We start from the raw sequence: 19,772 nt of genomic DNA on the forward strand, positions 1-19,772 counted from the left end.
AACGACGACAAGTACGACGGCAGCCAGAACATCATCTCCAACGCCTCGTGCACGACGAACTGCCTGGCGCCGGTGACCAAGGTGCTCCAAGACGAGTTCGGCATCGTCAAGGGCTTGATGACGACCATCCACGCTTACACCCAGGATCAGAACCTGCAGGACGGTCCGCACAAGGACCTGCGTCGGGCGCGGGCGGCGGCGCTGAACATCGTGCCGACCTCGACCGGGGCGGCCAAGGCGATCGGGCTGGTGATGCCCGAGCTGAAGGGCAAGCTGGACGGGTATGCGCTGCGGGTGCCGATCCCGACCGGCTCGGTGACCGACCTGACCGTGGAGCTGGCCAAGGCCGCCAGCGCCGAGGACATCAACGCCGCGTTCAAGGCCGCCGCGGAGGGCCGCCTGAAGGGCATCCTGAAGTACTACGACGCCCCGATCGTGTCGTCCGACATCGTCACCGACCCGCACAGCTCGATCTTTGACTCCGGGCTGACCAAGGTCATCGACAACCAGGCCAAGGTGGTGTCCTGGTACGACAACGAATGGGGCTACTCCAACCGCCTCATCGACCTCGTCGCACTGGTCGGCGCCCGCTTGTGACGCGCGCTCCTCAGGGCATGAACTGGCTCGTCTGAGCCACCAGATCAAACAGCGGTTGCGGCGCGACACCGAGCAGCACCGTCGTCGCCGCCGCCACGGCGACGGACACCGCGGTAATTGGCGCCGGCGAATGCAACTGCGGCGTATGCGAATTCGGTTCATGGAAGAACATCGTCATGATGACGCGGGCATACGCGAACGCGGCTATCGCACTGCTCACCGCGCCGACGACAACGAGCCCGACCGCGCCCTGGCTCGCGGCGGCCTGAAAGATCGCGAGCTTGCTGACGAACCCGCTGGTGAGCGGGATGCCGGCGATAGCCAGGAGGAAAAGCGACATTGCGCCGGCGACCACCGGCGACCGCCGCCCTAATCCCGCCCAGTGCAACGTTTCCGGCACTTCCTCGCCGTTCGGCTGCCGGATCATGGTGACCAACGAGAAGGCGCCCATCGTGCTGACCGAGTATGCGGCCAGATAGAACATCGTCGAGGCCAACCCGGCCTCGGTCCCGGAAAACCCGAGCAACAGGAACCCGACGTTGGCCACCGAGGAATAGGCGAGCAGGCGCTTGATGTCGGTCTGGGTCACGGTGAGCACCGCCGCGACGACCATGGTGAGCGCAGCCACTGCCCAGAGGACGGGCCGCCAGTCGAGAACTAGGTTGGGCAGGGCCACGTAACAGACCCGCGCGAGGGCGGCGAACGCGGCTATTTTCGTCGCCGCCGCCATCAGCGCGGTGATCGGGGTCGGGGCGCCCTGGTACACGTCGGGAACCCACGAATGAAACGGGACCGCGCCGATCTTGAACAACAACCCGGCGATCAGCAACCCGACTCCGGTCAATGCCAGCGATGTCTGGCCGCCGCGGCCCGCCAGCGCGCCGCCGATACCCGAAAACGTCAGCGTCCCGGCGTATCCGTATAGCAGTGCGACGCCATACAAGAGCAGCGCCGACGAAAACGCGCCCAGGAGAAAATACTTCAGCGCCGCTTCCTGGGACAGCAACCGCTGGTGTCTCGCAAGGCCACACAGCAGATACAGCGGCAGCGAAAGCACTTCCAGCCCAACGAAGACCGTCAGCAGGTCCGCCGCCGAGCAGAACACCAGCATGCCGCCGACGGCGAGCATGAACAGCGGAAAGACCTCGGTCTGGATGATCCCGCGCCCCGCGAGCCGCCGCTCCTCCGGGACGCCGGGCACGGCGGAACCCTGGCGCGCGAAGGCGGCAAGGCGGTCCTGCGCGATCGGCGACAGGGCGGCCATGCCGAGCACCACGACGGCGCCCTGAAAGAACAACGCGGGCCCGTCGGCCATCACCGATCCCATGACGGCGCCGCCGCGCCGGCCGGCGACCAGAACCACCGCGGCGAAGGCCGCGACGAGGGCAGCTGAGGCCAAGGCGAGGTGCGCGGCATACCGACGGCCGCGGGGCAGCGCGGCCTCGACGACGACGCCCACGACGGCGGCGCCGAACACGATGAGCATGGGGGAAAGCCGCGCGTACTCGACGCTCGGCACGCCAACGGTCACTTCGCTGTCACCTCCGGGACGCTGGTCAGTGTGTGCGCGACGGCCGGATTGATCACGTCGAGAGCGACTTTCGGGTAGACGCCCAGCGTGAGCAGGAGCGCGATGAGCGGCGCCACGACCGTGACCTCACGCGGCACCAGGTCACGCAGGCGGTCGTCACCCGCCTTGACGGGGCCGGTCATGGTTCGCTGATACATCCACAGTATGTAGACGGCCGACAGCACCAGGGCGACGACCGCGGCGACCGCTGCTAGCGGGTAGCGCGTGAAGGTGCCGATCAGGACCAGGAATTCGCTGATGAAGGGGGCCAAGCCCGGAAGCGCCAGAGCCGAGAGCCCCGCCACGAGAAAGGTGCCCGCCAGCACCGGCGCGACCTTCTGCACGCCGCCGTAGTCCGCGATCGCGCGGGTGCCCTTGCGCGACACCAGGAACCCGGCGATGAGGAACAGCGCGGCGGTCGAGACGCCGTGATTGACCATGTACAGAGCGGAGCCGGACTCGCCCTGGCTCGTCATCGCGAAGATGCCCAAAATGATGAACCCGTAGTGGCTTATCGACGCGTACGCGATGAGGCGCATCAGGTCGCTCTGGCCGATCGCCACAACGGCGCTGTAGCCGATGCCGATCACCGCCAGGGTGGTGATCAGCGGCCGGAGATGTATTGCCGCGCCGGGGAAAAGCTGCAGGCAGTAGCGCAGCATCCCAAAGGTGCCGACCTTGTCCACGACGGCCATCATCAGCACGGCCGTCGCGGGTGTCGCCGACGTCGCCACCCCGGGCAGCCAGGTGTGGAACGGCCACAGCGGTGCCTTGATGGAGAATGCCGTCATGAAACCGAGGAACAACAGCTGCTGCGCCACCGGATCCGTTGCGTGCGTGGCGCTCAGCAGGTCGCGGATGTCCAAGGTCGCTATCCCGGCCGCCGTCGCGAGCCCGTAAAGGCCGACGACCGCGGCGAGCATGACCAGGCCGCCTAAGAGGTTGTACAGCAGGAACTTCAGAGCGGCCGACGAACCTCGGGGCCCACCGAATCGACCGATCAGGAAATACAACGGGACCAACGTCGCCTCGAGGGCGACGTAGAAGAGCACGACGTCGAGCGCGACGAACGAGAGCAGCGCCAAGGATTCGACGGCCAGCATCAGCGCGACGTAGGTGTGGGTCGCCATTGGGCGATCGGCGGCGTCGATCCATCCCGCGACGATCAGCAACGGCACCAGCGCGGCGGTCAGCCCCACCAGCACGAGCGCGATGCCGTCGAGCCCGACCGCGTAGCCGGCCCCCAAAGCCGGTATCCACCGGTGAGATTCGACGAACTGGTATTGCGCACCCTCGCTGTCGAACCGAGCCACCAGCAAGGCGGCCAAGGCCAGGACGATCAGCGCCACACCAAGGCCCGCCCACTTCACCGCGGTTGGTCGGGAACGCGGCACAAGCGGCACGGTGCAGGCACCGATGGCGGGGGCCAGCCACAGGGCGGTCAGCCACGGCAACTCACTCACCACGCCCTCACCACCAACACGGCGGCGACCGCCAGGACCGCACCGGCCAGCATGGACAGGGCATAGGAACGCGCGAACCCGGTTTGCCACCGCCGCAAGCGAACCGACGCTCGGGTCGTCAGCGCCGCGACCGCTCCTACCACCCCGTCGATGCCCCGGTCGTCGATCTCCGTCAACGCGCGGGCCAGCTGCGCGCCGGGGCGCATGAAGACCCGTTCGTTGAACGCGTCACCGTAGAGGTCGTTACGGGCCGCGACGGTAAGAGCCGACCCGGTCGGCGCCGGTGCGGGCACGGGGTTAGCCGCATACATGCGGCAGGCCACGGCGACGCCCGCGGCGACGACCGCCAAAATCACCGCGGTGACGATGCCGGCGGGGGGAGTGGCGTGAACAGCCTCATCAACGCCGGTGACCGGCTCCAGCCAGTGCCGCAGCGTCCCGCCGATCGCCAACGCGGCGCCGGACACCACCGAGCCCACCGACAGCACGATCATCGGCCACGTCATCACCGCGACGGGCTCATGCGGCCGAACGCCTGTTGCCCAACGCTTTTCCCCGAAGAACGTCATCAGCATGACCCGGGTCATGTAGAAGGCCGTGACGCCCGCGCCCAGGATCGCCGCGCCGCCGAGCGCGAAACCCTCTGCGCCGCCGACGCCGAGCGCCGCCTCGATGATCCCGTCCTTGGAGAAGAAGCCGGCCAGCGGCGGCACGCCCAAGATCGCCAAATATCCCAGCCCGAAAGTCGTGAATGTGACGGGCAGGGCTGTGCGCAGCCCGCCGTAGCGGCGCATGTTCACCTCGTCGTTCATCGCGTGCATGATCGACCCCGCGCCGAGAAACAGCCCTGCCTTGAAAAACCCGTGCGTCAGTAGGTGCATGATCGCGACGACGTAGCCGGCCGGCCCCAATCCGGCGGCCAGTACCATGTAGCCGATCTGCGACATGGTGCTGGTCGCAAGCGCCTTCTTGATGTCGTCCTTCGCGCAGCCGACGATCGCGCCGAACATCAGCGTCACCGCGCCGACGACCGCCACGGCCGTTTGCGCCGTCGGGGCGAGGTTGAATACGGGGCCCGACCGCACGATCAGGTACACGCCCGCGGTCACCATCGTCGCGGCGTGAATGAGCGCCGACACCGGCGTCGGGCCCTCCATCGCGTCGCCCAGCCACGACTGCAACGGAACCTGCGCGGACTTTCCGCAGGCGGCCAACAGCATCAGCAGGCCGAGCGCGGTCAGCGCGCCCGTGCCGAGCCGCGGTGCGCCGGCGAAGACGGCGGCGAACGAGACGGACCCGAGGTGGCCGAACATCATCATCACCGCGACGGCCAGGCCGAGGTCGCCGACCCGGTTGACCACGAAAGCCTTTTTGGCAGCGGTCGCCGCCGACGGCCTCTCCGACCAGAACCCGATCAACAGGTAAGAGGCCAGGCCCACGCCCTCCCAGCCGGCGTAGAGCCCCAGGTAATTGTCGGCGAGCACGAGCAGCAGCATCGCGGCCACGAACAGGTTGAGATACGCGAAAAACCGTCGGCGTCCGGGATCCTCGGCCAGGTAGCCGATCGAGTAGACGTGGATCAGCGAACCGACGCCCGTGATCAGCAGCACGAAGCAGACGGACAGCTGGTCGAGCTGCAGACCGAAGTCCACCCGAAGCGCGGCCACCGGCACCCAGCAGAACAATGTCTCGTGGTCGACCCGGTGTTCGGCGTCGCGGCAGGCCATTTCGGCGAAAAGTGCCGTGCCCAACCCGAACGACGCGACCGCCGTCGCGCATGCCAGCAGATGGCCCCTCGCGTTCCAGCGACGGCCCGCGAGCAAAAGGATCGCGGCGCCCGCCAGCGGCAGCGCGATTACCGGCCACACCGGAGTCATGTTGTCGGCCTCAGTGTTTCAGCACGCTGGCGTCGTCGACCGAGACCGAGCGACGGCTTCGGAAGATAGTGATGATGATGGCGAGGCCGACCACCACCTCGCTCGCGGCAACGGCCATGGTGAAGAACGCCACCACCTGGCCGTCGAGGTTTCCATGCACGCGGGAAAACGCGACGAACGCCAGGTTGGTCGCGTTGAGCATGAGCTCAACGCACATGAACATCACGATCGCGTTGCGCCGCAACAGCACTCCCGCGGCGCCGATGGTGAACAACAGCGCGGACAGGTAGATGTAGTTCGCCGGGTTCATGATCGGCCGTTCTTTTCGGCGCCGTCCGCCCATGCGTCGACCCAGTCGGTGCCGACACTCGGTCCCGATGTCAGCAGGCGCAGATGTGACTTTCCGGCGGTCCGCGGAGCCCGCGCGGGTACGCGTCGCGGCCGCAGTGTGGCGGACACCGACTGCGGCGCGGGGGAGCCGTCGGGAAGCAACGCCGGTGTGTCGACGGCGTTGTGGCGGGCGTAGACGCCGGGGCCGGGCAGGGTGGTGGGGTGCCCACCGGGCCCGAACCGTTCCCGGGCAAGCTCCTGTTGCGTCTTGCGGGGCTCGAGCCGTTCCCGGTGCGCCAGCACCATCGCGCCCAGCGCCGCGGTGATCAGCAGCGCGCTGGTCAGCTCGAACGCCCACAGGTAGCGCGCGAAGATCAGCGCGGCCAGGCCCTGCACGTTGCCGCCGGCGTTGGCCTGCGTCAGGCCGGTGAACGGGGTCCCGGCGACGTTGCCCATCCCGGCGATCAACATGATTCCGAAGCCGAGACCGACACCGATGGCCGCAATCCGCTGCCCTCGCAGGGTTTCTCGCAGCGACTCGGCGGAGTCGACGCCGATGAGCATCAACACGAACAAGAACAGCATCATCACCGCGCCGGTGTAGACCACGACCTGAACGACGCCCAGAAACACGGCGTCCTGGGCGATGTAGAACAGGGCGAGAACGATCATTGTCATCGCCAGGGACATCGCGGAGTAGACCGCTTTCGCGGCCATGACCACGCCCAGCGCGCCGGCCACCGCGATGGCGGCGAGGACCCAGAACAGAACCGTGTTCATTGGCGTGCCTCCAGGAGCTTGTCCTTCCCCCAGATGAGGTCGGCGCGGGTGTCGCCCGCCATCTCGTACTCGTTTGTCATCGTCAGGGCCCGGGTCGGGCAGGCCTCGATACACAGGCCGCAGCCGATGCAGCGCAGATAGTTGATCTGGTACACCCGGCCGTAACGTTCCCCCGGCGAGTACCTCAGTTCCTCGGTGTTGTCGGCGCCCTCGACGTAGATCGCGTCGGCCGGGCAGGCCCACGCGCACAGCTCGCAGCCGACGCACTTCTCCAGGCCGTCGGGGTAGCGGTTGAGCCGATGGCGGCCGTGATAGCGCGGGGCGACCGGCCCCGGCCGCTCCGGATACCGCTCGGTCACCGGTCGCTTGAACATCGAAGCGAAGGTGACGGCGAACCCGGCGATCCCCGCAAAGGCGTTAGGCATCGATTTCCTCCCGACGGATGACGAAAACCGGATCGAACGTGGGTCGGCCCGGCAACGGCGGCACCGGAAAACCGGGAGCCGGCGGCGCAACGTCGGATCGCTTCGCCCGCCTGCCAAGGACTTTCGCGGCAAGCGCAACACCCACGATCAGGCAGAGCTCACCGGCGCCGACGGCCCACGCCGACGTGCGCGCGCCGCCACCCAGGCCGCGTACCGTCGCGACGATCATCAGCCACACCAGCGAGATCGGGATCAGCGCCTTCCAGCCCAGCGCCATGAACTGGTCGTAGCGCATCCGCGGCAAGGTGCCGCGCAGCCAGATGAACAGGAAGAGAAAGCCCCATACCTTCGCGGCGAACCACAGCGGCGGCCACCACGCGGCATTGGCGGCCGCCCAGGCGCTGATCGGCCATGGGGCGCGCCAGCCGCCGAGGAATGCCGTCGTGGCCAGCGCGGAAACCGTTGTCATGTTGACGTATTCGGCGAGCATGAACATCGCGAACGTCAACGACGAATACTCCGTGTGGAACCCGCCGACCAATTCGCCCTCGGCCTCCGGCAGGTCGAACGGCGCCCGGTTGGTCTCGCCCACCATGGAGGTCAGGTAGATCAGGAAGGACGGCAGCAGCAACAGCACATACCAGACGCGGCCCTGGGCCGCCACGATGCCCGCGGTCGACATGGTGCCCGTGAAGAGGAACACCGTCGTGAACGACAGCGCCATCGCGATCTCGTACGAAATCACCTGCGCGGTGGAACGCAGGCCGCCGAGCAACGGATAGGTGGAGCCGGACGCCCAGCCGCCGAGGACCAGCCCGTAGGCGCCGATGGAGGCGACGGCGAGCACGTAGAGAACACCCACCGGAAGGTCGGTCAATTGCAGTGCCGTGCGGTGGCCCGCGACCGAAACGTCCGGGCCGAACGGGATGACGGCGAACGCCACGATGGCCGGGATCACCGAGATGACCGGGGCAAGTAGGTACACGCCCCGGTCCGCGCTTCTCGGGGTGATGCCTTCCTTGAGCGCCAACTTGATGCCGTCGACCAGGCTTTGCAGCAGCCCGGCGGGTCCCACGCGGTTCGGGCCGCACCGCATCTGCATCCACGCCAGCACCCGCCGCTCGGCCAGGATCGCCACCAGGACGGTCACCAGCAGGAAGGCAAAGACGGTGACCGCCTTCGCGGTGACCAGCCACCAGGTATCGGTCATCTCGGCGCTCCGATCGTCACTACATCTCCAGCGGTCACGCCGAGCCGGTCGTGCACCTCCGAGGCGCCCGAATTCATCGGAAGCCACACCACCCGGTCGGGCAGGTCCGAAATCTCGAGCGGCAGCGTGACCGCGCCCCAATCCGTTCCCACCGTCACCGGGTCCCCTTCTGCCATACCGTTTTCCGACGCGGTCGCTGACGAGAGCCGGGCGACCGCCGTTCGCGCCGTTCCGGCCAGGTTCGGTTCGCCGTCCTGCAGCCGGCCGTTGTCAAGCAGCATCCGCCACCCGGCCAGGATCGCCCGGCCGGCGCCGGGGCTCGGCGGCGAGGCCGGGGGCGTCGCGGGCATGTCTCGGCGCGGGCCCGCCCAGGTCCCGAGCCGGCGCATTTCGTCGCGCGCGGCGGCGGCATCGGGGAGGCCGAGTCCGACGCCCATCTCCGCGGCGATCGCGCCGAGCACCCGCAGGTCGGTCAGCGCCCCGGAGTCGCCCTGCGCCGCCGCGAAGAACCGTTGTCGCCCTTCCCAACTGAGAAATGTCCCGGACTTTTCGGTGACGGGCGCGACCGGAAGTACCACATCGGCGTGCTCGGTGACGTCGCTGCGGCGCAGCTCCAGGCTGACCAGAAAGTTCACCCGCGACAGCGCCTCCCGGGCGACATGCGGTTTCGGCAGGTCCGCGACCTCCACACCGCCGACCAAAAGGGCATCCAGTGTGCCATCGATCGCGGCGGCCAGGATTCCCGAGGTGTCGCGGCCGGGCTGACCGCCGGGGCGGCCGCCGGGCAACAGATTCGGCAGCGCGCCGGCCTCGAGTGCGCCGCGCTCGCCCGCACGCCGCGGCACCCACGCCACCCGCGCGCCGGTGGCATCGGCCAGCCGGCACACCGCCGAAAGTCCTCCGGGCACGGACGCCAGGCGTTCTCCGGCCATGATGACCGCGCCCGGTTGGCGCAGCTGGGCAGCCAGCCGCCCGCGATGCAGCTCGTCGAGGACGAGGGGCTCCGCACCGGGCGCGGCCCGCAGGAGCGTGCCCGCCATCTTGGTCAGGCCGCGGGTGGTGAACGGCGCGATCGAGTACACCGGCAGCCCGCGGGTGCGGGCGGCCTTGCGCAAGCGCAGGAAGACGATCGGTGATTCCTCCTCCGGCTCCAACGCCACGAGTAGGACGAGGGGCGCCGCCTCCAGGTCGTCGTATGTCACGGTCATCGGCCTGCCCGCGACGCGCGCCGCCAAGAAGTCGGCTTCCTCAGCGGAGTGCGGACGGGCGCGAAAGTCGATGTCGTTGGTTCCCAACGCCAGTCGGGCGAATTTCGCGTACGCATACGCGTCTTCCCAGGTGACGCGGCCCCCGGTGAGAACGCCGGTTCGCTTGTAGGCGTCGCGAAGCCCGGTGGCCGCGACCCGCAATGCGCGCGACCACGACGCCGGCTCCAAGGTGCCGTCGGCCCCGCGGATCAGCGGAGTCGTGATCCGGTCGGGTTGCCGCAGGTAGGTGAACGCCCAGCGTCCCTTGTCGCAATTCCACTCCTCGTTGACCTTCGGATCGTCGCCGGCCAAGCGGCGCAAGACTTTTCCGCGCCGGTGGTCGGTGCGTTGAGCGCAACCCGACGCGCAGTGCTCGCAGACGGTGGGGCTGGACACCAGGTCGAATGGACGCGCCCGAAACCGGTAGGAGCTGCCGGTGAGGGCGCCGACGGGGCAGATCTGCACGGCGTTGCCGGAAAAGTACGACTCGAAGGGCTCCGTCGCGTAAATGCCCACCTGCTGGTCCGCGCCGCGTTCCAACAGCTCGATGAACGGGTCGCCGGCGATCTGCTCGGCGAACCGGGTGCAGCGCGCGCACAACACGCATCGTTCGCGGTCCAGCAGCACCTGCGACGAGATGCTGACCGGCTTGGGATACGTTCGCTTCACGCCGCGAAAGCGGGATTCAACCCGGCCGTTGGACATTGCCTGGTTCTGCAGCGGGCATTCCCCGCCTTTGTCGCACACAGGGCAGTCCAGTGGATGGTTGATCAGCAACAGTTCCATCAAGCCCTGCTGCGCGCTCGCCGCGGCGACGGACGTGTGCTGGGTTCGCACCACCATGCCGTCGGCCGCCGCGGTGGTGCACGACGCCATCGGCTTGCGCTGGCCCTCGACTTCCACCAAGCACTGCCGGCAGGCCCCGACCGGCTGCAGCAGGGGGTGGTCGCAGAACCGCGGGATCTGGATGCCCGCGCACTCGGCGGCCCGGATCACCAACGTGCCCTTGGGCACCGTCACGCTGGTGCCGTCGACGGTGAGCGTTATCAAGGCCGCACCGCCAGTTCGGGCGATTGCAGCATCGACTCGCGCGGGTCGAAGGGACATCCACCGGTGGTCAGGTGGGCGCGGTACTCGTCGGCGAAATGCTGCACCGACGACAGGATCGGGCTCGCGGCCCCATCTCCCAGCGCGCAGAACGACTTTCCGTTCAGATTGTCCGCGATGTTCAGCAGCAGATTCAGGTCGTCGGTGGTTGCCGAGCCGGTCTCCAGCTGCTCGTAGATCTGGGTGAGCCAGTACGTGCCCTCCCGGCACGGGGTGCACTTGCCGCATGACTCGTGTGCGTAGAACTGGGTCCAGCGGCGCACCGCGCGCACCACGCACGTGGTCTCGTCGAAGATCTGAAGTGCCTTGGTGCCCAACATCGACCCGGCCGAAGTCACACCCGCGTAGTCGAGCGGAACGTCGAGGTGGTCGGCGGTCAGCATCGGGGTGGACGAGCCGCCGGGCGTCCAGAACTTCAGGCGATGCCCGTCGCGCACGCCGCCGGCGTGGTCGAGCAGTTCGCGCAGCGTGATGCCCAGCGGCGCCTCGTACTGGCCGGGCCGGTTGACATGGCCCGAAAGGGAATACAGCGTGAATCCCGGCGCGTCCTCGGTTCCCATCGAGCGGAACCAGTCGATCCCGTTGAGGATGATCGGCGGGACCGATGCCAGCGACTCGACGTTGTTGACCACGGTCGGGCACCCGTACAGCCCGGCTTCGGCGGGGAACGGCGGCCGCAGCCGCGGCTGGCCGCGGCGGCCCTCCAGTGAATCGAGCAACGCGGTTTCCTCACCGCAGATGTAGGCGCCCGCCCCTGCGTGCACCACCAGGTCCAAGCGGTAGCCGGAGCCGAGGATGTCCCCGCCGAGGAATCCCGCGGCGTAGGCCTCGGACACCGCCGTCTGCAGCCGGCGCAGCGCCGCAATCACTTCGCCGCGCAGATAGATGAATGCGTGCCGCGCCCGGATCGCGTAGGCGGCGATGATGGTGCCCTCGATCAGGACATGTGGCGTGGCCATCATCAGCGGAACGTCCTTGCACGTGCCCGGTTCGGACTCGTCGGCGTTGACGACGAGATAGTGGGGTTTGGCGCCCGGGCCGTCGTCTTGCGGGATGAACGACCATTTCACGCCGGTCGGGAAACCGGCGCCGCCGCGGCCGCGCAGGCCGGAGCGCTGCACCGTGTCGATGACCTCGTCGGGCTCCATGGCCAGCGCCTTCTGCAGCGCCCGATAGCCGTCGTGCGCGCGATAAACGTCGAGCGCCCACGACTGCGGGTGATCCCAGTAGCGGCTCAGCACGGGGGTAAGCGCCATCTCAGTCCTCGCCTTCCAAACCGTGTGCGGCCATTCCCTTTTGCCGCGCGGCCTGTAGCCCGGCCACCGTCGCCGCACCCGCGGTCGTGCTGTCGGCGTGCTCGGGCGTGCAGCCCGCGAGGACCCGCTGGGCTTGGCGAAATGTGCAGAGCGGCGCGCCGCGACTCGGCGCGGGGGGGCGGCCGGCGCGCAGCGCGTCGACGAGTCGGCGCGCCGACGACGGGCTCTGGTTGTCGAAGAACTCCCAATTCACCATAACGACGGGGGCGTAGTCGCAGGCGGCGTTGCACTCGACGTGCTCCAGGGTGACCTGGCCGTCGTCTGTCGTCTGCCCGGGTTCAACGCCCAGATGCTCTTGCAGCGCAACAAGTATCGCGTCGCCGCCCATGACGGCGCACAGCGTGTTGGTGCAGACGCCGACGAGGTAGTCGCCGGTTGGGGTGCGCCGGTACATCGAATAGAACGTGGCCACCGAGGTGACCTCCGCGCCGGTCAAACCCACTTGAGCGGCGCAGAATTCGATACCGGCGGCCGTGAGGTAGCCGTCCTCGGCCTGGACCAAATGCAGCAACGGCAGCAACGCGGAGCGAATGTGCGGGTATCGCTTGATGATCTCGGACGCCTCGGCCGCCAGCCGGGCACGCGTTTCCGACGCATATGACCTTGGGCCGCCGAGGCCTTGCGGCTCGTCGGGTTTCGCGCCCAGCGGCAAAAACACCGTCACCGGTCGACCCCGCCCATCACCGGGTCTATGGAGGCGACCGCGGCGATGGCGTCGGCGATCATGCCGCCCTCGCACATGGCCCCCACGGCCTGCAGGTTGGTGAATGACGGATCGCGGTAGTGCACGCGGTAAGGGCGGGTGCCGCCGTCGGAGACCATGTGCACACCGAGCTCGCCGCGGGGCGATTCCACCGCGGTGTAAACCTGGCCGGCCGAGACGCGAATGCCCTCGGTGACGAGTTTGAAGTGGTGGATCAGCCCCTCCATCGATCGCCTCATGATCTTGGCGACGTGGCCGTGCGAGTTGCCCAGGCCGTCAGGCCCAAGCGCCAGATCCGCGGGCCACGCCAACTTCTTGTCCTGCAACATCACCGGGCCCGGGGAGAGCCGGTCCGCGCATTGTTCGACGACCCGCAGCGACTCGCGCATTTCCTTGACCCGGATCAGGTAGCGGCCGTAGGAGTCGCAGCGGTCGTCGGTGACGACGTCGAAATCGTAGGTTTCGTAACCGCAATAGGGCTGCGCCCGGCGCAGGTCGTGCGGCAGCCCGGTGGCCCGCAGCACCGGACCGGTGATGCCCAGCGCGATGCAGCCGGTCAGGTCCAGGTACCCGATGCCCGCGGTGCGCGCCTTCCATATCTGGTTCTCGTTGAGCAGGTTCTCCAGGTCGCGCAGCCGCCCGGGCAGCACCGCCAACAGGTCGCGCAGCTGCGGCATGGCCTCGTCGGGCAGGTCGGCGGCCAGGCCCCCGGGGCGGATGTAGGCGTGGTTCATCCGCAGGCCGGTGATGGTCTCGAAGAGCGACAGGATGAGCTCGCGCTCGCGGAAGCCGAGAAACATCGCGGTCATGGCGCCCAGTTCCATCCCGCCGGTGGCCAGCGCCACCAGGTGGCTGGAGATGCGGTTGAGCTCCATCAGCATCACGCGGATCACGTTGGCCCGCTCGGGGATCTCGTCGCTGATGCCGAGCAGCTTCTCCACGCCGAGGCAGTACGCGGTTTCGCTGAAAAACGGTGACAGATAGTCCATTCGGGTCACAAACGTCACACCCTGGGTCCAGCTGCGGAACTCGAGGTTCTTCTCGATGCCCGTGTGCAGGTACCCGATGCCGCAGCGCGCCGCGGTGACGGTCTCGCCCTCGATCTCGAGGATCAGCCGCAACACCCCATGGGTGGACGGATGCTGGGGTCCCATGTTGACCACGAGCCGCTGGCTCGCGTGCTCCTGGGCCGCGGCCACCACGCGGTCCCAGTCGTTGCCGCCGACGGCGACGAGCGTGTCGGCGGTCATCAGGTGTATGCCCTGCGCTCATCCGGTGGGGGGATGCTGGCCCCGTGGTATTCCACGGGGATGCCGCCCAGCGGGTAGTCCTTGCGCTGCGGATGGCCCAACCAGTCGTCGGGCATCTGGATCCGGGTGAGCGACGGGTGACCGTCGAAGATGATCCCGAAGAAGTCGTAGGCCTCGCGCTCGTGCCAGTCGACGGTCGGATAAACGGAGAACAGGGACGGGATGCGCGCATCCGCGTCCGGCGCGGCGACCTCCAACCGGACGCGCCGGTTGTGGGTTATCGACAGCAGCGGATAGACGGCATGCAACTCGCGGCCGGCGTCGTTCGGGTAGTGCACGCCGCTCACCCCCAGGCACAGCTCGAACCGCAGCCGGGGATCGTCGCGCAGCACCCTGGCGACGGTGGGCAGTTCCTGGCGGTGCACGTGCAGCGTGAGCTCGCCTCGGTGAATCTCCACCCGCTGGATCGCGTAGGCGTAGCCGTGCTCGCCCAGCGCGGCGGCAAGCGCATCGACCACCGCGTCGAAGTGGCCGCCATACGGACGGGAGGCGCCGCCCGGAACCACGACCGGGTGGAGCAGCCGGCCGTAGCCGGAGGTGTCGCCGGTCCCGGCGACACCGAACATTCCGCGGCGCTGGCCGCCGGTCGTCATCGCAGCAGCCCTTCGAGCTGGGCGGTCGGTTTCGCGGTCAGGGCGGCCTGTTCGGCTTCGGCGATGGCCTCTTCGCGGTTGACGCCCAGCGGCATCTGTTGAATCTTCTCGTGCAGCTTCAGGATTGCGTGCAGCAGCATCTCCGGGCGGGGCGGGCAGCCGGGCAGGTAGATGTCGACCGGGACGACGTGGTCGACGCCCTGCACGATCGAGTAGTTGTTGAACATTCCGCCCGACGACGCGCACACGCCCATGGCCAGCACCCATTTCGGCTCGCCCATCTGGTCGTAGATCTGGCGCAGCACCGGGGCCATCTTCTGGCTGACCCGCCCGGCCACGATCATCAGGTCGGCCTGCCGCGGGGTGGCCGAGAACCGTTCCATGCCGAAGCGCGCGATGTCGAACCTCGGTCCGGCGGTTGCCATCATCTCGATCGCGCAGCACGCCAGCCCGAACGTCGCCGGCCACAGCGAGTTCTTGCGGACGTAGCCGGCCACCTTCTCGACGGTGGACAGCAGGATGCCACCGGGCAGCTGTTCTTCCAGGCCCACTCTTTACCTCAATCCCATGTCAGTCCGCCGCGGCGCCACACGTAGGCGTAGGCCACGAAGACCGTGAGCATGAACACCACCATTTCGACCAACGCAAATGTTCCGAGGGCGTCGTAGCTAACGGCCCAGGGATACAAGAACACGATTTCGATGTCGAAGACGATAAACAGCATTGCGGTCAGGTAATACTTCACCGGGAACCGCTGTCCGGCCGTCGCGTGCGGGCCGCTCACCGGGGATTCGGTGGGCTCGATCCCGCATTCGTAGGCGGCCAACTTCGACTTGTTGTAGCGCCTCGGCCCGGCCACGCTCGCGATTCCGACCGAGCCGACGGCAAAGGCGGCGGCAATCCCGCCGAGTACCAGGATGGGTATGTAGACGTTCAACTCGCTCCATGATCCGTCGTAATGCGGCCGCCTTCTCGACTGAGCGGGCGGCCGGGCGGTGACCGGGCTGCTGTGACGAACCGGGTCTGTGGCCCGTCACAGTGACTTTCAACATAGCGTCGTTGGCGTCGGCGCACGTGCTCGGGGTGGTGCTATTTGCCCGGTTTTAACGTCCCCGCATTTGGGCGAGTCGTCGCGGGGGTGCTGAGCACCCGCCCACACGGTCCACGGTTCCGTGTCGGCGCAGGTGAGAGCGGTGATTGCTAGTGGGCGGGGGCGCGGAGCAGGCCGAGCACCGTGCGGCCCAGCACGATGGGGTCCAGCGGATGCGGCACGGCGGCGTCCGCGCGCGACCAGCTGGCCAGCCACGCGTCGTCGCGGCGGCCGGTGAGCACCACGATCGGCGGGCAGGTCTCGAGTTCGTCCCTGAGCTGTTTGGCGATGCCCATGCCGCCGGTGGGCGTCGCCTCGCCGTCGAGAATGGCCAAGTCGATGCCGCCCTCGTCCATCGTGCGGATCACCATGGGGCCGGTCGCCACCTCGACGTAGGTCAACTCGGGTAGGTCCGGGTGCAGGTGCTTGCCCAATGCGCGCATCACCCGTTCGCGGGTTTCGACGTTGTTGCTGTAGACGAGGATCCGCAGGGCGCTGCTGGAGTCGGGCACGCTCAGATGGTACTGGTGGCGCGCAAGCCCTACCGGGTTGCCCGAACGAAGACCGCCTGCGCCGCCGCCGTTGCCGTCGCGCCGACCATGCCGAACCTGTTCCAGCCCAGGTTGAATTGGGACCGGTCGACCTTCGTTTCGCCCGAGATCCGAATCGAACCGTCCTCCAGCTCGGTAATCGTGACGGGCAGCGCCAGCGGGGCGGTGACGCCCTTGATTGTGAAGCTGGCGCGAAGTTCCGCGGCGTTGCCTCTGGTCGGGTTCACCCCGGTGACGACGACGCTGATCTCGGGGAAACGCTCGACGTCGAAGAAGTCGGCCGAGCGCAGGTGCTTGTCGCGGCGGCCGATGCCGGTGGACAGCGACGCGGCCCGGATGTCGACGCGGCCGAAAACGGCGCCCTTGCCGGTGAGCTGCCCGTCGCCGCTGAACTCGCCGAAGCGGCCCTTGACGTTCAGCAGGCCCCAGAAGTTTCTGACCTTGAAGGTGATGGTCGAGCGATCGGGAACCAGGTTCCACACGCCGGCCAGGTCGGGATCGCTCAGCAGCGTCTCCAGCGTCGTCATCGTCCCCCCTTCTGACTCGTGGCAAATCTAGCCGTTAGGCGAGCAACGGCGCGATCTCGGCGGGGTCGAAGTATTCGTCGATCCGATCGATGAGCCCGTCGGCGCCCACCCTGATCACGATGCAGACCCGCATGGAGATCGATTGGCCGGCATGGCCGGTGGCGTGCAGGATGTGCTGTTGCACGAAGCCCGCGACGGAGCCGTCATCGAAGAGCCGCCGGTCGAGGATTTCGTAGTGGCGCTCGGTGGTGGCGGTGATGAACCAGTCGATGACCCGCATCGCGCGGGCCTTGTCGTTATCGCGGCGCGCGCCCGTCCGCCAGACCGCGATGTCGTCGCTCCACAGTCGATCGACCGCGGGCACGTCGGTGTTCTCGATCGCCGCGAACAGGCGGTCGGCCACGTCGACGATGGTCTGTGCGGTGGCTGCGGGCATGAGGGCTCCTATTAGTCCGATTGTCGGGTTCCTCCTCGCGCCCCAGCGCGGCGCGCATCGTCACCCTCCTAGTCCGATTGCTCGTATCCGGGATGCGCGATGGCCAGGCGGCGCCGGACCAGCGTGCGCAGGCAGGCGGTGACGGCGTTGGCGCGGCCGTCCAGCTCGCCGGCCCGGATCGCGGCGGCAAGCTCTTCCTCGTCGGCGAAGCCCAGGCCGGCCAGCGCCGCGCCGGCCTCCGCCTCGCTCTCGTCAAGCAGTTCGCGCTCGACGATGCGCAGCGCGTTCGCGGCGACCCTGGCGTGGAAGTTGACCTGCCCGGTGGTGGCCTCGCGGACGTCGGTTTCGAGGAACTCGGCCACCGCGGCGACGAGCTCGGCGGCGAGCGGTCGGCCGTATGCGCCGATCACGCTGGCGCTCCTTCCAGCAGGTCGAGCAGGTCCCACTCCGTCTCGCAGACCCGGCGCCCGATCGTCGCCAGCTCCACCGAGCGGAACTCGCCGCTCAGGTGCCGCTCGGCCTGGTAGCGGCAGATGACACCCCAGCGCAGCGTGGCCAGCACCAGCCACCAGTGAAACGCCACCCGGTCGACGCCGGCGGCGCCGGCCTCCTCGTAGGCGCGGAGAAAGGCCTCGATGCTGCCGAGGCCGCCGGCGGCCAGGCCGGCCGGGGCGCCGAACCGCCAGGCGCGGATGCAGAACCAGGCCAGGTCCTCGTACGCCTCGCCGAGGTGGACCAGCTCCCAGTCCAGGACGGCGGCCAGGTCGGACCCGTCGACGATGAGGTTTCCCATCCGGTAGTCGCCGTGCACCAGAACGGGGCTCGACGGCTCGGATTTTTGCGGCCGGTTCGCCTCGAGCCAGCGAAACGCCCACTCGAAGGTTGCGGTGGTGTCGCCCATGGCGTCGAGCCGCTCGCGCCACTGCGCGAGTTGGTCCTCGTGGGGGAGGCCGGGAATGTCCGGATCAGCGCGATGGATGGCGGCCAGCGCCCGCGCGCACTGGTGCAGCAGGCGAGTGCGGCCCGCGTGGCCGTCGGCGGCCTCGAGCTGGCGCTGGATGCGCCGGACGATGGTCTCGCCGCCGATCGCGTCGCAGATCAGGAACGGATTGCCCAGGGCGGCAAGCGAATCGTCGGCGACCAGGATGTGGGGGACCGGCGCACCGGCCGCCGCGGCCGCGGCCTGGGCGCGTGCTTCGAGCTCCATGCCGGCGTGCACGTCGTCGGGCGGGCCGGTGCGCAGGATCAGCGAACGGCGTTGCTCGCCCGCGACGGCGTCGAACGCCCATGTGGTGCGGCTGGCGCCGCCGGTCAGCGCCCGCAGGTTCTCGATCGCCGGGGTCGCGCCGAGCGCCGGCTCCAGCACCCGGGCCAGCTTGCCGGCCAGTTCGCCGTTGTCGGTCACTTGTGGCCAAACTTGAACAGCCGCTGCGCCACCCGCCGGATCTGGATCTCCTCGGCGCCTTCGGTGATCCGGTAGCGGCGGTGATGGCGGTAGATGTGCTCGAACTGCTCGTGGCGGCTGTAGCCGAGGCCGCCGAAGACCTGCATGGCCCGGTCGGCCGCGTCGCAGACCAGCCGGTTGGCGCGGTAATTGGCCATCGACACCTTGTCCGAGACCTCCATGTGGTGGTTTCGGTCCAGATGCCAGGCCGCGTATTGCACCAGCAGCCGCACCATCTGGGCCTCGGTCTGCAGCTCGGCCAGCGGCCACTGGACGGCCTGGTTGACCGACAGGGGCTTGCCGAAAACCATGCGGCTGCCGGCGTATTCGGCGGCACGGTCGATGCAGTATTGGGCGGCACCCAGGCTGCTCGCCGCCTGCCGGATCCGGTTCTCGTGCAGGAAGGTTTGCGCGACTTCCAGGCCGCGGTCGACTTCGCCGAGCACCCCGTCGGCGGGGACCCGCACGTCGGTCAACTCGACCTCGCCGTGGTCGGTGGGCATGTTGAACGTCCACCAGTAGTAGGGGACGCGGAACCCGGGCGCATCCGTCGGGACGAGGAACGCGGTGATGCCCAGCGCGGCCCCGGGTTCGCCGGAGGTGCGCGCGAAGATCAGGTCGTGAGTGGCCCGGTGCACCCCGGTGTTGAACCGCTTCGAGCCGTTGAGCACCCAGCCGTCACCGTCGCGTTCGGCCCGGGTTTCCAGCCAGGTCGCATCGGAGCCGTGCCGCGGCTCGGTCAGCCCGAACGCCATCGACCGTTCCCCGGTGATCAACGCCTCCGACCAGTCGCGGCGCTGCTCGTCGGTGCCGAAGCGCTCCATCATGATCACCTGCGGGAAATTCCCGACAATCGACGACTCGTTCTGCAGGTCGTTGTGCAAACCAAGGCCCTTGTGCGCCAAGTGTTCCCGAATCACGGCCATGTCCAGGTTGGTGCCGTCGCGGCCGCCCAGCGACGCCGGCAGGCCGTAGCGCAGCCAGCCCGCCTTGTCGGCGCGCCTGCGCATCTCGGCGAGCAGATCTTCCCACTCGCGTGACGGGATGCCGTCGTTGTCCCAATCGGTGCGAGCATGCTCGCGGCGATGGTCGAAATACTGGATGTTGTCGCGTTCCAGCGGCTTGATCTCCGACTCGATGAACGCATCCATCTCGGCGAGCACTCCCGGAAGATGCTCTGGCAGAGTGAAATCCAC

General features: G+C 68.3%; 18 protein-coding genes and 3 pseudogenes. 1 reads left to right on the forward strand and 20 read right to left on the reverse strand.

Annotation, left to right across the window (positions count from 1 at the left end; translation table 11 throughout):
- A partial coding sequence (locus tag N415_RS00005) for a type I glyceraldehyde-3-phosphate dehydrogenase (protein WP_161630259.1) occupies positions 1 to 597 on the forward strand: 597 nt, incomplete at its 5' end.
- 10 nt (positions 598 to 607) lie between these two features.
- Here N415_RS00005 and nuoN read toward each other — a convergent pair.
- From nuoN to N415_RS00105, 20 genes and pseudogenes are all read right to left on the reverse strand, one after another.
- Positions 608 to 2,128 carry an NADH-quinone oxidoreductase subunit NuoN gene (gene nuoN, locus N415_RS00010; protein ID WP_081664982.1) on the reverse strand — a complete coding sequence of 507 codons (1,521 nt, stop codon included), beginning with the start codon at positions 2,126 to 2,128 and terminating at the stop codon, positions 608 to 610.
- A complete protein-coding gene (locus N415_RS00015; protein ID WP_161630260.1) occupies positions 2,125 to 3,630 on the reverse strand; it encodes an NADH-quinone oxidoreductase subunit M in 1,506 nt (501 codons plus the stop codon). The genes nuoN and N415_RS00015 overlap by 4 nt, the downstream gene beginning before the upstream one ends.
- Positions 3,627 to 5,507, reverse strand: coding sequence for an NADH-quinone oxidoreductase subunit L (nuoL, locus tag N415_RS00020; protein ID WP_068175561.1), 1,881 nt, complete (start codon positions 5,505 to 5,507; stop codon positions 3,627 to 3,629). Before nuoL ends, N415_RS00015 begins: the two co-directional genes overlap by 4 nt.
- A 10-nt stretch (positions 5,508 to 5,517) precedes the next feature.
- Positions 5,518 to 5,817, reverse strand: a complete 300-nt coding sequence (gene nuoK / locus N415_RS00025; RefSeq protein WP_068175563.1) for an NADH-quinone oxidoreductase subunit NuoK — start codon at positions 5,815 to 5,817, stop codon at positions 5,518 to 5,520.
- Positions 5,818 to 5,942: 125 nt separating this feature from the next.
- Positions 5,943 to 6,617 (reverse strand): annotated as a pseudogene (locus tag N415_RS00030) (NADH-quinone oxidoreductase subunit J); the annotation flags it as partial.
- An 11-nt stretch (positions 6,618 to 6,628) separates the two neighbouring features.
- Positions 6,629 to 7,042 (reverse strand): annotated as a pseudogene (gene nuoI, locus N415_RS00035) (NADH-quinone oxidoreductase subunit NuoI); the annotation flags it as partial.
- Positions 7,035 to 8,252, reverse strand: a complete 1,218-nt coding sequence (gene nuoH, locus N415_RS00040; RefSeq protein WP_068175566.1) for an NADH-quinone oxidoreductase subunit NuoH — start codon at positions 8,250 to 8,252, stop codon at positions 7,035 to 7,037. The pseudogene nuoI and the gene nuoH, both read right to left, overlap by 8 nt.
- The gene (locus tag N415_RS00045) at positions 8,249 to 10,546 is read right to left on the reverse strand and encodes an NADH-quinone oxidoreductase subunit G (protein WP_239645415.1); all 2,298 of its coding nucleotides are present in this window, start codon (positions 10,544 to 10,546) and stop codon (positions 8,249 to 8,251) included. The genes nuoH and N415_RS00045 overlap by 4 nt, the downstream gene beginning before the upstream one ends.
- Positions 10,546 to 11,862 carry an NADH-quinone oxidoreductase subunit NuoF gene (gene nuoF / locus N415_RS00050; RefSeq protein WP_068175590.1) on the reverse strand — a complete coding sequence of 439 codons (1,317 nt, stop codon included), beginning with the start codon at positions 11,860 to 11,862 and terminating at the stop codon, positions 10,546 to 10,548. The genes N415_RS00045 and nuoF overlap by 1 nt, the downstream gene beginning before the upstream one ends.
- 1 nt (position 11,863) lies before the next feature.
- Entirely contained in the window at positions 11,864 to 12,586 is a 723-nt protein-coding gene (gene nuoE / locus N415_RS00055; RefSeq protein WP_068175591.1) for an NADH-quinone oxidoreductase subunit NuoE, read from the reverse strand.
- The gene (gene nuoD / locus N415_RS00060; protein WP_068175594.1) at positions 12,583 to 13,875 is read right to left on the reverse strand and encodes an NADH dehydrogenase (quinone) subunit D; all 1,293 of its coding nucleotides are present in this window, start codon (positions 13,873 to 13,875) and stop codon (positions 12,583 to 12,585) included. Before nuoD ends, nuoE begins: the two co-directional genes overlap by 4 nt.
- A pseudogene (locus tag N415_RS00065) lies at positions 13,875 to 14,510 on the reverse strand (NADH-quinone oxidoreductase subunit C); the annotation flags it as partial. The gene nuoD and the pseudogene N415_RS00065, both read right to left, overlap by 1 nt.
- Before the next feature lie 14 nt (positions 14,511 to 14,524).
- Positions 14,525 to 15,079 (reverse strand): NADH-quinone oxidoreductase subunit B, encoded by a 555-nt coding sequence (locus tag N415_RS00070; protein WP_068175599.1) that lies wholly within the window; start codon positions 15,077 to 15,079, stop codon positions 14,525 to 14,527.
- A gap of 8 nt (positions 15,080 to 15,087) precedes the next feature.
- Positions 15,088 to 15,465 (reverse strand): NADH-quinone oxidoreductase subunit A, encoded by a 378-nt coding sequence (locus tag N415_RS00075; protein ID WP_068175601.1) that lies wholly within the window; start codon positions 15,463 to 15,465, stop codon positions 15,088 to 15,090.
- A 263-nt stretch (positions 15,466 to 15,728) separates the two neighbouring features.
- Positions 15,729 to 16,130 (reverse strand): response regulator transcription factor, encoded by a 402-nt coding sequence (locus N415_RS00080; protein ID WP_068175606.1) that lies wholly within the window; start codon positions 16,128 to 16,130, stop codon positions 15,729 to 15,731.
- 29 nt (positions 16,131 to 16,159) lie between these two features.
- Positions 16,160 to 16,696: a YceI family protein gene (locus tag N415_RS00085; RefSeq protein WP_068175609.1), complete on the reverse strand. Its 537-nt coding sequence runs from the start codon at positions 16,694 to 16,696 to the stop codon at positions 16,160 to 16,162.
- Positions 16,697 to 16,730: 34 nt separating this feature from the next.
- Positions 16,731 to 17,132: a nuclear transport factor 2 family protein gene (locus tag N415_RS00090; protein WP_068175612.1), complete on the reverse strand. Its 402-nt coding sequence runs from the start codon at positions 17,130 to 17,132 to the stop codon at positions 16,731 to 16,733.
- A 68-nt stretch (positions 17,133 to 17,200) separates the two neighbouring features.
- Positions 17,201 to 17,542, reverse strand: a complete 342-nt coding sequence (locus N415_RS32145) for a DUF6285 domain-containing protein (protein WP_068175615.1) — start codon at positions 17,540 to 17,542, stop codon at positions 17,201 to 17,203.
- Positions 17,539 to 18,537, reverse strand: coding sequence for a phosphotransferase family protein (locus N415_RS00100; RefSeq protein WP_068175618.1), 999 nt, complete (start codon positions 18,535 to 18,537; stop codon positions 17,539 to 17,541). Before N415_RS00100 ends, N415_RS32145 begins: the two co-directional genes overlap by 4 nt.
- Positions 18,534 to 19,772 carry an acyl-CoA dehydrogenase family protein gene (locus N415_RS00105; RefSeq protein ID WP_068175620.1) on the reverse strand — a complete coding sequence of 413 codons (1,239 nt, stop codon included), beginning with the start codon at positions 19,770 to 19,772 and terminating at the stop codon, positions 18,534 to 18,536. The genes N415_RS00100 and N415_RS00105 overlap by 4 nt, the downstream gene beginning before the upstream one ends.

Origin of the sequence: Mycobacterium sp. UM_CSW (assembly GCF_000455205.1) — a bacterium.
GTDB lineage: Bacteria > Actinomycetota > Actinomycetes > Mycobacteriales > Mycobacteriaceae > Mycobacterium.

Excerpts from the sequence above, each read along its gene's own strand:
- N415_RS00085 (WP_068175609.1), bottom strand. The coding sequence starts at position 16,696 with ATGACGACGCTGGAGACGCTGCTGAGCGATCCCGACCTGGCCGGCGTG.
- N415_RS00090 (WP_068175612.1), bottom strand. The coding sequence starts at position 17,132 with ATGCCCGCAGCCACCGCACAGACCATCGTCGACGTGGCCGACCGCCTG.
- nuoH (WP_068175566.1), bottom strand. The coding sequence starts at position 8,252 with ATGACCGATACCTGGTGGCTGGTCACCGCGAAGGCGGTCACCGTCTTT.
- nuoL (WP_068175561.1), bottom strand. The coding sequence starts at position 5,507 with ATGACTCCGGTGTGGCCGGTAATCGCGCTGCCGCTGGCGGGCGCCGCG.
- nuoK (WP_068175563.1), bottom strand. The coding sequence starts at position 5,817 with ATGAACCCGGCGAACTACATCTACCTGTCCGCGCTGTTGTTCACCATC.
- nuoF (WP_068175590.1), bottom strand. The coding sequence starts at position 11,862 with ATGGCGCTTACCCCCGTGCTGAGCCGCTACTGGGATCACCCGCAGTCG.
- nuoD (WP_068175594.1), bottom strand. The coding sequence starts at position 13,875 with ATGACCGCCGACACGCTCGTCGCCGTCGGCGGCAACGACTGGGACCGC.